We start from the raw sequence: 14,403 nt of genomic DNA, 5'->3' as shown, positions 1-14,403 counted from the left end.
ATTAAATAATGAAAAGCGAGAAGATTTACTTTAAGGTCTTGATTAATAACCAAGCATCGCGATTATGCGCTTTACGAATTTTATATAATTCGCGTTGTGCTTCATCTCTAGAAATATAGCTAGCATAAACAACTTCATGTAAACCATAGCGATTAGTGCCAATTTTACGAGCTTTATAACCTTTTGCTCTAAGTTGATCTACCTTTTTATCAGAATTAGCTTCAACTCTAAACGCACCAGCAACAATGTGGTAATTGCCACTTTGTTTTTCTAAAGAAAGTGTGGCAGCAGGTAAAGGATTACTAATTACAAACGTAGCTTCTTGTACTTTGGCATCGAGTTGCTCATTAGCTTGCTCTTGTGCTAATTGATTGTGATTCTCTATAGAGTTATTGTTATGGTAAGTAACAGCGCTAAAACCGCCAAGTCCTAACAATAGAACAGCAGCTGCAGCATACTTCATCCAGTTACGATTAGATCGCTTTTCTGGGTTTAAAACAATAGGAGAATTAACTTCTATGTCCTCAACATTTGCTAAGTAAATTTCACGATCTACATCAGTAGATGTAAAGTGAGATAGCCCAAATGAATCTGTTAAGTAGTTAATTTGGTGTGATGGATCAAATTCAATTTTCCCATCCGCATTCATTACCAAATCGCCAATGTTTTTAAGTTGAACGGTTTCACCTTCAACTAAAAATGCTTTAATAGATTTTATTTGATTAGAGATTTTATTTAAAGCTTTTAAATATGGTATTTTTTCAACCTCAGCAATATAATTAGCTAACAAACCATCATTTTGTTGCAACTGCTCGTTAAAAGATAATGCCTTTTTTGGAGGGTAAAACGAATTAGTAGTTTCGTGTAATTTCGCTGATTCACGTTGCGTTAAAAATGCCCCAAACTCAGGAACAGTAACACAATCGTAACGGTATAAAAGGTCGCTAATGTAAGTCTCTAATTGCATATTAACGCAAAGTTAAAAATATTTGTTTCTGAACGAAATTTAGTTTGACTTAGTTATTAACATCGAAATTAAAAATTATCTATGTGCTTGATTTGCTATGGTTTCTTGACAAAATATTTACTAAAAGTGAAGTATATTTTTAAAGATTAGCTTGTGGATCATAATTGCTATAATCTGGAGTTTTTGGCAATAGACGTGTGAGTGCTGCACGTCTATAAGTTATATTAAAGTCTCTAAAGAAACTCTTTTTTAAGTTTTCAGAAGAAAATGCAATAAAACCGTCTCTCATCACTTCAATTTTCGCCATGTCAACTTTTAATCCAGCAGGATGATTGCTCAATTTTTCAGTATAATTAAAAGGTTTTAATCTTGGTGATGTATCATTATTGGTAAATGAAAACTCACTTAAATCCATCATTGTTATAGTTGGTTTTATAGCAATAGAGTCCTCAATACTATTGAATTTTGACTTTTGCGCTGTAGCGATAATAGAGGACATTATAAGTAGGATAAATATTGAGCCGGTTTTCATAAATTATTATTGATGATATAAAAATAAGAAAAACCTTCTTTTATCTTGCGAAGTATTTTGTTAAATTGGTAGCTGAAGAATACTAAATAATGACAGACCAGCAACTTATTTATGCTTTAGCCTTGCAACACGTTCCAAAAATTGGCGCGACAACAGCTAAAAAATTAATAAACCATTGTGGTTCTGCAGAAGCCGTTTTAAATGAAAAGAAATCCAAACTTTTAAAAATAGATGGTATTGGTACTATAACTATTCAAGGCCTTTTTGATAGAATTCATCTCGACGAAGCAGAGCGAGAATTAAAGTTTATTAAAGACAATAACATACGTCCACATTACTTCACAGAAGACACCTATCCTGAACGCTTAAAACATTGTATTGATGGACCATTAGTATTATTTCAATCGGGTAATATTAATATTAAGCAACAAAGAATTATAAGTATTGTTGGCGCTAGAAAAATTACAACAAGTGGTATTGCTTTTTGCGAAAAATTGGTAGAAACGTTATCACAATTTAACCCAATAATAGTTTCAGGTTTTGCTTACGGTACAGATATTACAGCACAAAAAGCTGCAGTAAAACATAATTTGCAAACCATAGGTTGTTTGGCTCATGGCTTAAACCAAATATATCCTAAAGTACATAAAAAGTATGTAGCAGATATTGAAAATCACGGTGGTTTTTATTCTGACTTTTGGAGTACAGATAATTTTGATCGCAATAATTTTTTAAAACGAAATAGAATTATTGCAGGATTAAGTGAGGCTACAATCGTTATTGAATCTGCTGAAAAAGGTGGTAGTTTGGTCACTGCAGATATTGCCAATTCTTATAATAGAGAAGTATTTGCTGTACCGGGAAGAACGACAGACAGTCAAAGTATAGGTTGTAATAACTTAATTAAATTTCAGAAGGCACATTTATTATCTAATCCTTTAGATGTGCCTTATATGTTAAATTGGCAATTAGAATCAAATAAAAAACCTATAGTTCAGCAACAGTTATTTGTAGAATTAGAGCCAGATGAAAAAATTATTTATAATTTTCTGAAAGATAACAATAAGGAGTTACTAGATGTTATTGCTCTAAGATGTGAAATGCCAACCTACAAAATAGCTGGAATATTGTTGAATATGGAATTGAAAGGCGTGGTTAGGCCTTTACCAGGTAAGTTGTTTGAGGTTATTTAGAAGAATTTTTATTGTAATCTTTAATTATCTTAAAAACAATAAAAATTAATACGCAAATAGTTAAAATTTTAAACCACAAAGGCCAATTCTCACTAAAAGCTTTATAGAGAATTATAACGAAAAATAAGATAGTTAGTATGTGTTGTTTGAACAGCTTCATTTGTTTAATAACCAACCTTACCTCTAACACGCTTCAAAACACCATCAGCAACTAATTTAGCTTTTGCGGCACCTTTAGCCAAAGCAGCATCAACTTCTTCTAAATTATCCATGTAATATGTGTAGCGCTCTCTTATTTTAGAAAAACGCTCTAAAATTAATTCGTATAAGGCTTGTTTGGCATGACCATAACCATAATTTCCACCTTCATAATTGGTTTTCATTTCACTGATTTGGTCGTCTGAAGCCAATAAACTGAATATTGCAAAACAGTTACATGTTTTCCAGTCCTTAGGATCCTCTAGGGCTGTGCTGTCCGTTTCAATAGACATTATTTTTTTACGTAATTGCTTTTCGGGTAAAAAGATATTGATAAAATTACCTCTACTTTTACTCATCTTTTCGCCATCTGTACCAGGAACAAGCATTCCATTTTCTTGAATTTTTCCTTTTGGTAATACAAATGCTTCACCCATTTTAGCATGAAAACGTGAGGCAACATCACGTGTCATTTCAATATGTTGCAATTGGTCTTTTCCAACAGGAATAACCTCAGCATCATACAATAATATATCGGCAGCCATGAGCATTGGATAAGTAAATAAACCAGAGTTAACATCTTCTAAACGATCTGCTTTATCTTTAAACCCATGAGCTAATGTTAAACGTTGGTACGGAAAAAAACAGCTTAAATACCAAGATAATTCAGTTACTTGAGGAATATCACTTTGTCTGTAAAACACGGTTTTTTCAATATCTAGACCACAAGCTAACCAGGTTGCCGCTACAGAATAGGTATGATTTCTTAATTCCTCAGCATTCTTTATTTGAGTTAAGGTATGAAGATTTGCAATAAATAAAAACGAATCGTTATTAGAATCGTTAGCCATTTCTATTGCTGGTAATATTGCTCCTATTATGTTTCCTAAATGTGGTGTTCCTGTACTTTGTACGCCTGTTAATATTCTTGCCATGTTCACGTCCCACTAATGCAGGAATCTCTTTAATTATTAAACGAAAAAAGCAAAGGTAAATTTTTTAAAAGAACTATAGGAATACATTTAACTTTAAAGGAACATTTTTTCAGCAAAAATCAAAAGTATAAACGAGTTCTTATTTTAAATAGTTAGTTTTGGAGCTATGGCAATTTTTAAATATCCATTTTGGGTTTTATATCGTGTATGGTTTTACATATTAGTGGCTCTACCGATTATTGTGATGTTTCCTATTTTAATTATTTCAATATCAAGAGAGCAATGGTATCCATTGTTTTTTAAATTGGCTCGTATTTGGTCAAAGTTTATATTAATAGGAATGGGCTTTGGGTACAAAATAAAACGAGAAGAAATCCCTGTGCCAAACAAGAGTTATATGTTTGTTGCCAACCACACTTCTATGGCAGATATAATGCTAATGTTAGTAGCTGTAAAAAACCCGTTTGTATTTGTAGGAAAACAAGAATTAGCTAAAATTCCGTTATTTGGTTTCTTTTACAAGCGTACCTGTATTTTAGTAGATCGATCTAGTGCTAAGAGTAGACAAGCCGTATTTCTAAGAGCGCAACGTCGTTTAAAGCAAGGTGTTAGTATTTGTATTTTCCCCGAAGGAGGTGTGCCAGAAGAACATGTGTTATTAGATGTATTTAAAGATGGTGCTTTTAGACTGGCAATTAACCATCAAATACCAATTGTTCCGATTACATTTTACGATAATAAAAAACGATTTTCATATACCTTTTTAAGTGGAAGCCCAGGTAAAATGCGCGCTAAGATTCATAAATTTATTCCAACAACAGGTTTAACTATAACAGATACTAAGCAACTCAACGAAAAAACAAGAAATTTAATTTGGGACGAGCTAAGTTTAAGCACAAAAAAAAGCTACCCTAACCAAGAGTAGCTTTTGTAAGCATTGCATTCATCATAGCTTTTTTTATCTACCAAAAAGGTAGTTTTGCAATAACCTAAAATTTAAAACTTAAGCCTGTGTACACACCAATAAAGAAGGGTTTAAAGTCGCCAGTTGTATTATTAAATGTGTTAATTTGATATTTAAACGTTGGTTCTAAGTTTAGACTCCATTGCTTAGAAAGATTGTAGTCCATGCCTAAACCAAAATTGGCACTAAAACTAGTATCATTTATGTTATTTGCTTCACCGATTAATGTTGAGGTTCCATTAACATCTGCATAAATCTCATTATTATTTAAAATAAAAGTACTAAATCCGCCAATTAAATTAATACCAAATTTTCTGTCCAATAAATTGTATTCTAATTCAATGGGTACTTCTATAAATCCAAACTTCTGATCAATTTTTCCAGCTGTTTTAGTATTAAAAATTTCTGGTACAGAAGATCTATTCATCATCATAGAACTCATTATTGAAACGTGGTCTTGGTTACCATTAAAAGCGATGTTGCTGAACTCTGCTTCTACACCTCTTGCTGCAGTTTCTGCTCCAGTAAAAGCATAAACATCAGAAGTAGACTGATTTAAGTTAACTCTGTTAATACCAGCTCTAATTTTTAATTTTTTAGAAATAGCATAACTACCTGCAATACCATAACTCATATTAATATCGCCTCCTTTGTTATTATCATTAAATTGCTCATCTAATGAAGAACCATTGCCTAACGAATTAAAGTAAACAGGCGCAACATTTGGTGCAACGCTCCACCTGCTTGGTTCATTTTCTTTTTCTTCTTCATCAATACTTTCTTTATTTTCTGCAATAGCATCTTCAATAGATTCCTTTTCAGCTTCCTTCACTAATGTGTTCTCAGAGTCATTATTCTCAGTTTTTGTAGTAGTATTTATAGAAGATTCGGAATTTACTTTTTCCGAAGGATTATCTTCGTAAACAACTTTTTCAGAATTAGAAATTGCCTTTTTGATGGCAGATTTTCTTTCAGTTTCAGATTTTAGTTGTGCCTTATTCTCTGTCTTTATTATTGTGTTTGGAGTCTTCTGGGTAGCAACCTTGTCAGTGTTATCTTTGGCAGTTGTTATTGGTAATTTATTACGCTTTTGAGACGCGGAAGATGATTTTTTAGTCTTGGAATTATTAGCTACACCTTCCATTTGTGAATTCGAATATTCTGGAATTGTGCTTATATTTTGTTTTTGAGACTCTTTTTGAGTATTAATAACGTCTTTTGAATTTGATAACTCTTCTAAATCAGATTTTGAATTGGCAATAGACGAGTTATTTTCGTCATTTACTTTTAATTTATCCTGTTTGGACTTTGTAGAATTATTAATATTAGATTTTGTTTCCTTTTGGTCCGTATTAACAACAGGTAATTCATCTGAGTTATTACTATCAGAATTATAAACAGAAATACCAACAGTTAATAACAGAGCGATAGCAGCTGCTATACCACCAACTTGCCACCATAGTGCAATAACTCTTCTTTTCTTCTTTTTCTTTGGCAGGCTTTCATTTATACGATTCCATACGGCATCGTCAGGTGTTATTTCAAAGTCTTTAAACTTTTCCTGAAAAAGTCTGTCTATGTTCTTATTCTCTTTCATTTTTATAAACTCTGCGCATTTGGGGCTAACGCGTTATAATCTTCAATTTTATCTTTTAAAATCATTCTTGCTCTCGCTAAGTTAGATTTTGATGTTCCTGTTGAAATATTAATTAATTCGCTTATTTCAACATGTGAATAACCATCTAGCACATACAAATTAAATACCAATCTATATCTGTCTGGTAATTCTTGAATAATTTTTAGCAAATATTCAATACTTACGTCATCTTGGTTAATATCTACTGATACATCTTCAATATTACCTTCATTAATAATATCATAAACGCCAACATTATCTCTATAGCGTTGCAACGATGTATTAATTGCAATACGTTTAAGCCAACCTTCGAAAGAACCTTTATTATTATACTGGTCTATTTTTCCAAAAATAGTTATAAATGCATCATGCAAATTATCTTCCGCTTCTGCATAGTTTTTTGAATACTTAAGACAAAGCGAAAATAATTTACTTGCAAACTGCTTGTATAATTGGCTCTGTGCTTTAGCATCTTGACTAATACAATTTTCTATGAGTTGGTTTAAACTCACATGAGTCTAGGAATTAATTAATAATTAGTTACTACCATTAAATTAGTTAGTAGGCGTTCTACCTTCCATGACAGGCACTTCTACCAAATAATATTGATCTTCACCGCTATTTGGATCTTCACCTTGGAAAAATTTAAATATATAGGTTTCATTTCCAGAAACATAGAGATCAAAACTGACTGTAACGAGTTCAGAAACTTCATCACAACTGACTCCATTATTGGCATAGTAAACCGTATTTACTACTGCGACAGTTCTTTCATTTCCATCAATTTCATATATAAAATCGTTGAACGTATGACAAGAATTAGGCTTGATATAGGTCACGAAAATTTCATAGGTTTCACCTTGTACAAAAGATTCTGGCATTTCAACACCATCAATAGGTAAAACCGCTAAGTAAAAGTTGCTTTCTGCACCATCATCAAGGCTACAAGATGTTAATGTAGAAACGAATATTAAAGCTAAAAGGGCAAATTTTTTCATAATTAATTATAGTCAATATCAATATATAGATGCAAAAAGTGTAAAAGGGTTGCGTCTAAAACTAAAAAAATCCTGATTTTTCAGGATTTTTTTAATATTGAATTATTTAGATTCATTTATTAAGGTTCGTACTTTTTCCTCTAATTCATCCATGAGATCCGGATTATCTTGAATTAAAAGTTTAACAGCATCTCTACCTTGTCCTAATTTTGTGTCGCCATAGCTAAACCAAGATCCACTCTTTTTAACAATATCATGTTCAACAGCTAAATCTAAAATTTCTCCTACTTTAGATACACCTGCACCATACATAATGTCAAATTCTGCAAGTCTAAATGGTGGAGCAACTTTGTTTTTTACAACCTTAACTCGGGTTTTGTTACCCATTACATTTCCATTGCTATCTTTTATTTGAGTAGATCGTCTAATATCTAAACGTACAGAAGCATAGAATTTTAAGGCGTTACCACCAGTTGTTGTTTCTGGGTTACCAAACATTACACCAATTTTTTCACGTAATTGGTTAATAAAGATAACCGTACAATTGGTTTTACTAATTGATGCCGTAAGTTTTCTTAAAGCTTGAGACATTAAACGTGCATGTAGTCCCATTTTAGAATCTCCCATTTCACCTTCAATTTCACTTTTAGGTGTTAAGGCAGCTACAGAATCTACTACAACAATATCAATAGCTCCAGATCGTATAAGATTATCAGCAATTTCTAAAGCTTGCTCACCATTATCTGGCTGAGAAATGATTAAATTATCTATATCAACGTTTAATTTTTCAGCATAAAAACGATCAAAGGCATGTTCTGCATCAATAAATGCTGCGATACCTCCAGCTTTTTGTGCTTCAGCAATGGCATGTAACGTTAAGGTAGTTTTACCAGAAGATTCTGGACCGTATATTTCAATAACACGACCTCTTGGGTAACCACCAACGCCTAATGCAATATCTAAACCTAATGAGCCAGATGATATAGCATCTACATCAACTACAGCTTGATCGCTCATTTTCATTACCGTTCCTTTTCCATATGCTTTGTCTAACTTATCTAAAGTTAGTTTTAAAGCTTTTAATTTTGCATCTTTTTCGCTACTCATTTGTTCTTTTATTTCTGAATTAATCCGACTTCAAAAATACCACTTATTTTATTTATTTCATTTCTCGTTTAACAATAACTGTTAAAGAAAATATTTTTTTGCCATTTTTAGACGCAACCCTTTTACACTTTTTGCATCTACCTAATGAAAAAGGAAAAAATTGCTATGATATGCGCTACAAAAACTCTAAATTTATTTTAGAGTTTAGTGGCGGATTGAAAGATGTAAAGTTCAATTAAATTAAGAAAAAGATTAGTACAATATTAGGTGTTTCAATTGTTGTCGATCCCTCAACAACTGTAAAGCCGATGAAGATTAACTTTTTAGGTTAAAATTTTAAGTTAGTAAGTTAATCTAAAAGCACTTTGAGATAATCGAAGTGCTTTTTTTGTGCCTAGTTATGAGGCATCTCACTAAAAGTAATATCTTTGCAGATAATATATCTAAACTCTAGTAAAGATGTATTTTAATTATTCTTTTAACCTTAAAATTAGTATAGCATGCAACTGTACAATAACTTAAGTGCTAAAGAAAGAGCAGAGCTTATTCAACAAGCAGGCAAAGAACGCTTAACTATCTCTTTCTACAAGTACGCCAAAATTAACAATACCGAAATTTTTAGAAACCATCTATTTTTAGCTTGGGACGAATTAGATGTCCTAGGAAGAATCTACGTCGCTAAGGAAGGTATTAACGCACAACTCTCTGTGCCAGCAGATAATTTTGAACCGTTTAAAAATCATTTAGACACCATTTCTTTCTTAGAAAATGTTAGATTAAATATTGCTGTTGAGCATGATAATTTTGCCTTTTTAAAGCTTAAAGTTAAGGTCCGTAATAAAATCGTCGCAGATGGATTAAATGATGCGTCTTTTGACGTAACCAATAAAGGTGTGCATGTCAATGCAGAAAAGTTTAACGAACTCATTGAAGACCCAAACACAGTTTTAGTAGATATGAGAAATCACTACGAAAGCGAAATTGGTCATTTTAAAAATGCAGTCACTCCAGATGTAGATACCTTTAGAGAGTCTTTAGATTTAATTGAAGAAGATTTAAGAGAGCATAAGGAAGATAAAAAGCTTGTAATGTATTGCACAGGTGGAATTCGTTGTGAAAAAGCAAGCGCATATTATAAACATAAAGGATTTAAAAACGTTTTTCAATTAGAAGGTGGTATAATTAATTATGTGCGCCAAATTGAAGCCGAAGGTTTAGAAAACAAATTTCTTGGGAAAAACTTTGTGTTTGATCAACGTCGTTCGGAACGTATTTCAGATGATATTATCGCCAACTGCCATCAATGTGGTAAGCCAGCAGATTTACATACAAACTGTGCTAATGAAGCTTGTCATTTATTGTTTATTCAATGTGATTCATGTAAAGAAGAAATGGAGAATTGTTGCTCTACCAATTGCATGGAAATAAATAGGCTACCGTTTGAAGAGCAGAAAGCATTAAGAAAAGGTCAAGGTAACAGTAATGATATCTTTAAAAAAGGACGTGCAGATCATTTGCCGTTTAAAAAAGACTTGCGTAATATTTTTGAGACTATGCCCTCTAAAAAAGACTAATAAAAGCGACTAATTTAAGTGCTGTTATATTTTTTAGTATTAAACTATAAATCTATGGTATGAGTAAGCTAAATAAATAATATTATCTTTACTCATTAATTATTTACGAATCCGATATCTAGATTTTTATAAAATCTAGATTTAATATATAAAATTTTTATGGCTTGTAACAGTTGCGCAACTGGAGAAGATGGCCAACCAAAAGGATGCAAAAACAATGGAACTTGCGGCACAGATAGCTGCAACAAACTCACTGTTTTTGATTGGTTAGCAAACATGTCGCTTCCAAACGGACAAAAACCGTTTATTGGTGTAGAAGTACGTTTTAAAAACGGAAGAAAACACTATTATAAAAACACAGAAAACCTTACTTTAAGCATTGGAGATATTGTAGCAACACAGGCAAAGTCTGGTCACGATATTGGTATGGTTACGCTTACTGGTGAGTTAGTGAGTGTACAAATGAAGCGTAAAAAAGTTAGATTAGACGACGCTGAAAATGTTTTAAAAATATACCGAAAAGCATCACAGAAAGATATTGATATTTGGTCTGCTTCTAGAGATAAGGAAGAGCCAATGAAGGTAAAAGCGCGTCAGTTCGCGATAGATTTAAATCTGAAGATGAAAATATCAGATATTGAATTTCAAGGTGATGGAAGCAAAGCCACTTTTTATTACACAGCAGAAGAACGCGTAGATTTTAGAGAACTTATTAAAGTTTTTGCACGTGAGTTTAGAACACGTATAGAGATGAAACAAGTTGGTTTTAGGCAAGAGGCTGCAAGGCTTGGTGGCATTGGTTCTTGTGGTAGAGAATTATGTTGCTCAACTTGGTTAACAGATTTTAGATCAGTGAGCACATCTGCAGCACGTTACCAACAATTATCTTTAAATCCATTAAAACTTGCAGGACAATGCGGTAAGCTAAAGTGTTGCCTTAACTATGAGTTAGATGCTTACTTAGATGCTTTAAAAGCATTTCCTAGAAATGATATAAAATTGTATACTGAAAAAGGAAATGCTGTTTGTCAAAAAACGGATATTTTTAAAGGTTTAATGTGGTATGCTTACGAGGGTGAATGGATGAATTGGCATGTGATTACAACAGATCAAGCCAATGAAATTATAGAAAAAAACAAGAGAAAAGAAAAAGTTGCTAGTCTAGAAGAATATGCGGCTGAGCATATAGAAGACACTAAAAATGAGTTTGAGAACGTTGTAGGTCAAGATAGTTTAACACGTTTTGATAGTCCAAAATCAAATAAGAAACGTAAAAAGAATAGGAATAACAGAAAGAATAAGAACCGAAATAACAATAGCAACGGTAATACCAATAATCGTAATAACAGAAATAAATCTCAAAATCGAAACCGTAATCAAAAACCTAAAGCCAAACCAAATGCAAATACTAAAAAGAACTAGTTGGTTATTTTTAGTTGTTGTAAGCTGTATTTTAATTACAAATTGCGACTCTAACGCTGTTTTTGATCAGTACCAACCTGTTCCTAACCAATGGAACAAAGACTCTATTGCGAGTTTCAATTTTAAAGCACCAGATACAACTAGTAATTACAATTTATACGTCAATCTTAGAAATACAGACGATTATAAATTCAGTAATTTATTTTTAATTGTTGAGTTAAATTATCCGAACGGAAAAGCTGTAAAAGATACGCTAGAGTACAAAATGGCCGCACCTAATGGCGAATTATTAGGTACTGGTTTTTCAGATTTAAAAGAAAATAAGCTTTGGTTTAGAGGATTTAAGGAAGCCTTTAAATTTAAAGAAGAAGGAGACTACATTGTAAACATACAACATGCCATGAGAAATAATGGCGAAGTTAATGGTGTAGAAAACTTAAAAGGAATAACAGATATAGGTTTTAGAGTAGAGAAGGCTCAAAAATAATAATTATGGCAAAAAAGAAAACAACATCGTCTAAATCAGAAACATTAGACTTTACAAAATACGTTCGTTGGTTTTGGATTATATTTTTAGGCGGAATTGCGTCTGTTGTGTTATTATTTCTATTAGCATCTTGGGGAGCTTTAGGTGAAATGCCAGATTATACAAGATTAGAAAACCCTGAAACTAATTTGGCTACAGAGATTATTTCATCAGATGAAGAAACATTAGGTAAGTTTTATTTTGATGATAATAGAACTCCTATTGGATATGAAGATTTACCAAAAAACTTAGTTGATGCATTGGTAGCAACAGAAGATATTAGGTTTTATGAGCATTCTGGTATAGATGCAAGAGGAACTCTAAGAGCTATCACAAGTTTAGGAGGAAGTGGTGGAGCAAGTACTATTTCTCAGCAGGTTGCGAGACAACTGTTTGTGGGAGTAAGATCTAGTAATATTTTTGAAGCATTAACTCAAAAAATAAAAGAATGGGTCATTGCTATCCGTTTAGAACGCCAATATACCAAAGAAGAAATTATAGCTATGTATTTTAATATCTATGATTTTGGTAATAATGGTGATGGAATTCGTTCTGCTTCCAATATCTATTTTAATAAAGAACCAAGAGATTTAGAATTAAAAGAATCGGCAATGTTGGTTGGTATGTTTAAGAACTCTTCGTTATATAACCCAATACCATCAAGAAACCCAGTTGGTGTAAAAAACCGACGTAATGTAGTTTTAGCTCAAATGATGAAATATGAGTTTATTTCAGAAGAAGTAAAAGATTCATTGCAGAACACAGAACTTGATTTAGATTTCTCTCCAGAAAATCACCGCGAAGGTATTGCTACATATTTTAGAGAGTACCTGAGAGGGTTCATGAAAGAATGGGCAAACAAAGAAGAGAATAGAAAGCCAGACGGAAGTAAATACGATTTATATAGTGACGGTTTAAAGGTGTTTACAACCATTGACTCACGTATGCAGCAATATGCAGAAGACGCCGTAGCTCAGCATATGCCAAGATTACAAGCTGAGTTTGATAACCAAAACACACCAGACAGAAATAAAACTGCGCCTTTTTTAGAGTTAGATGCATCTGAAGTTAAGAAGTTAATGAATGATGGAATGAAGCGTGGTGAGCGATGGAGAATTCTTAAAAATCAAGGTAAATCTGATAAAGAAATTAGAGCTTCTTTTGAGAAGCCAACAGATATGCGAATTTTTAAATGGGTTGATGGTAAGGCAAGTGAAGTAGATACAATTATGAAACCTATTGACTCTATGCGTTATTACAAATCCTTTTTGCGACCAGGCATGATGTCTATGGATCCTTTAACAGGTCACGTAAAAGCATGGGTTGGAGGTATGAATTATAAACACTTTCAATACGATATGGTTAAGCAAGGTGCTCGCCAAGTAGGTTCTACGTTTAAGCCTTTTGTATACGCTACAGCAATTGACCAATTACAATTTTCGCCCTGTGATTCGTTTCCTAGAACGCAAATAACTATAGAAGCAAATAAATTTGGTAATCCAGAACCTTGGACGGTTAAAAATTCAGACGGAAATTATTCTGGTAAACAAACTTTAAAAGATGCGTTAGCGAGCTCTACAAACACAGTTACTGCACGTTTAATGAATGAAATTGGTCCTCAACCAGTTGTGCAAATGGCAAAAAAGTTAGGAATTACAGCAGAGATTCTACCTGTACCTGCAATTGCGCTAGGAACTCCAGATATAAGTATTTACGAGATGGTTGCTGCATATTCTACATTTGCGAATAAAGGTGTGTATAACAAACCAGTAATGGTTACCAGAATAGAAGACAAAAATGGAACCGTATTGTATCAATTTGCTCCAGAAAGTAAAGATGTGTTAAGTGAGGAAGTGGCTTATGTTACTGTAAATCTTATGGAAGGCGTTACACAAGCTGGTTCTGGTAAACGACTTAGACATAATTCTAGTTGGTTAGCAAAATCTGCAGTTTATAAAGAAATAATGACTGGTTATCCATATGAATTAAAAAACCCAATAGCTGGTAAAACAGGAACAACCCAAAATCAAAGTGATGGCTGGTTTATGGGAATGGTACCAAATTTGGTAACAGGTGTTTGGGTAGGTGCAGAAGATAGAGCAGCTCACTTTAGAACCATTCATTATGGTCAAGGTGCCTCAATGGCATTACCAATTTGGGGTTTATATATGAAAGCTTGTTACGCTGATGAGACTCTAAATGTTTCTGATGGTAGATTTGAAAAACCTTCAAACTTAAAAATTGATATCAATTGTGAAGCTAGAGACGAAGGCGATATTGGAGGAAATGGTAGTCCTGCTGATGAGTTTGATACTGATTTCTAAAAATCTATAATAGTCTCACGCATATTT

At 32.7% G+C, this 14,403-nt stretch carries 13 protein-coding genes; 6 read left to right on the top strand and 7 right to left on the bottom strand.

Annotation, left to right across the window (positions count from 1 at the left end; genetic code table 11):
- Positions 1-25: 25 nt before the first annotated feature.
- Both ACJBCC_RS09985 and ACJBCC_RS09980 read right to left on the bottom strand, forming a co-directional pair.
- On the bottom strand, positions 26-967 hold the full coding sequence (locus tag ACJBCC_RS09985) for an SPOR domain-containing protein (RefSeq protein WP_299098089.1): 942 nt from the start codon (positions 965-967) through the stop codon (positions 26-28).
- Between the two features lie 139 nt (positions 968-1,106).
- Entirely contained in the window at positions 1,107-1,499 is a 393-nt protein-coding gene (locus tag ACJBCC_RS09980) for a hypothetical protein (protein ID WP_407557100.1), read from the bottom strand.
- 89 nt (positions 1,500-1,588) lie between these two features.
- On the opposite strand from ACJBCC_RS09980, the gene dprA reads away from it, so the two are divergent.
- On the top strand, positions 1,589-2,692 hold the full coding sequence (dprA, locus tag ACJBCC_RS09975; protein ID WP_299098084.1) for a DNA-processing protein DprA: 1,104 nt from the start codon (positions 1,589-1,591) through the stop codon (positions 2,690-2,692).
- Positions 2,693-2,856: 164 nt separating this feature from the next.
- Here dprA and trpS read toward each other — a convergent pair whose 3' ends face one another.
- Positions 2,857-3,825, bottom strand: a complete 969-nt coding sequence (gene trpS, locus ACJBCC_RS09970; RefSeq protein ID WP_299098082.1) for a tryptophan--tRNA ligase — start codon at positions 3,823-3,825, stop codon at positions 2,857-2,859.
- Positions 3,826-3,991: 166 nt separating this feature from the next.
- Here trpS and ACJBCC_RS09965 point away from each other — a divergent pair, with 166 nt between their 5' ends.
- The gene (locus tag ACJBCC_RS09965) at positions 3,992-4,750 is read left to right on the top strand and encodes a lysophospholipid acyltransferase family protein (RefSeq protein ID WP_407557099.1); all 759 of its coding nucleotides are present in this window, start codon (positions 3,992-3,994) and stop codon (positions 4,748-4,750) included.
- Between the two features lie 64 nt (positions 4,751-4,814).
- On the opposite strand, the gene ACJBCC_RS09960 is transcribed toward ACJBCC_RS09965, so the two are convergent.
- The 4 genes from ACJBCC_RS09960 to recA form a co-directional block, all read right to left on the bottom strand.
- Positions 4,815-6,386, bottom strand: a complete 1,572-nt coding sequence (locus ACJBCC_RS09960) for a hypothetical protein (protein WP_407557098.1) — start codon at positions 6,384-6,386, stop codon at positions 4,815-4,817.
- Positions 6,387-6,388: 2 nt separating this feature from the next.
- Positions 6,389-6,937 carry an RNA polymerase sigma factor gene (locus ACJBCC_RS09955; protein WP_407557097.1) on the bottom strand — a complete coding sequence of 183 codons (549 nt, stop codon included), beginning with the start codon at positions 6,935-6,937 and terminating at the stop codon, positions 6,389-6,391.
- A gap of 42 nt (positions 6,938-6,979) precedes the next feature.
- Positions 6,980-7,423 carry a hypothetical protein gene (locus ACJBCC_RS09950; RefSeq protein WP_299098074.1) on the bottom strand — a complete coding sequence of 148 codons (444 nt, stop codon included), beginning with the start codon at positions 7,421-7,423 and terminating at the stop codon, positions 6,980-6,982.
- Between the two features lie 102 nt (positions 7,424-7,525).
- Positions 7,526-8,530, bottom strand: coding sequence for a recombinase RecA (gene recA / locus ACJBCC_RS09945; protein WP_299098072.1), 1,005 nt, complete (start codon positions 8,528-8,530; stop codon positions 7,526-7,528).
- Positions 8,531-9,030: 500 nt separating this feature from the next.
- Here recA and ACJBCC_RS09940 point away from each other — a divergent pair, with 500 nt between their 5' ends.
- From ACJBCC_RS09940 to ACJBCC_RS09925, 4 genes are all read left to right on the top strand, one after another.
- The gene (locus ACJBCC_RS09940) at positions 9,031-10,104 is read left to right on the top strand and encodes a rhodanese-related sulfurtransferase (protein WP_407557096.1); all 1,074 of its coding nucleotides are present in this window, start codon (positions 9,031-9,033) and stop codon (positions 10,102-10,104) included.
- Positions 10,105-10,263: 159 nt separating this feature from the next.
- A complete protein-coding gene (locus ACJBCC_RS09935; protein WP_407557095.1) occupies positions 10,264-11,526 on the top strand; it encodes a stage 0 sporulation family protein in 1,263 nt (420 codons plus the stop codon).
- Positions 11,504-12,013 carry a gliding motility lipoprotein GldH gene (locus ACJBCC_RS09930; RefSeq protein WP_407557094.1) on the top strand — a complete coding sequence of 170 codons (510 nt, stop codon included), beginning with the start codon at positions 11,504-11,506 and terminating at the stop codon, positions 12,011-12,013. The genes ACJBCC_RS09935 and ACJBCC_RS09930 overlap by 23 nt, the downstream gene beginning before the upstream one ends.
- Before the next feature lie 5 nt (positions 12,014-12,018).
- Entirely contained in the window at positions 12,019-14,376 is a 2,358-nt protein-coding gene (locus ACJBCC_RS09925; protein ID WP_407557093.1) for a penicillin-binding protein 1A, read from the top strand.
- Positions 14,377-14,403 lie beyond the last annotated feature (27 nt).

This window comes from Winogradskyella sp. 4-2091, assembly GCF_045765065.1.
Lineage (GTDB): Bacteria > Bacteroidota > Bacteroidia > Flavobacteriales > Flavobacteriaceae > Winogradskyella.
The sequence above is the reverse complement of the archived record's forward strand: the minus strand, read 5'-3'. Positions and strand labels throughout refer to the sequence as shown.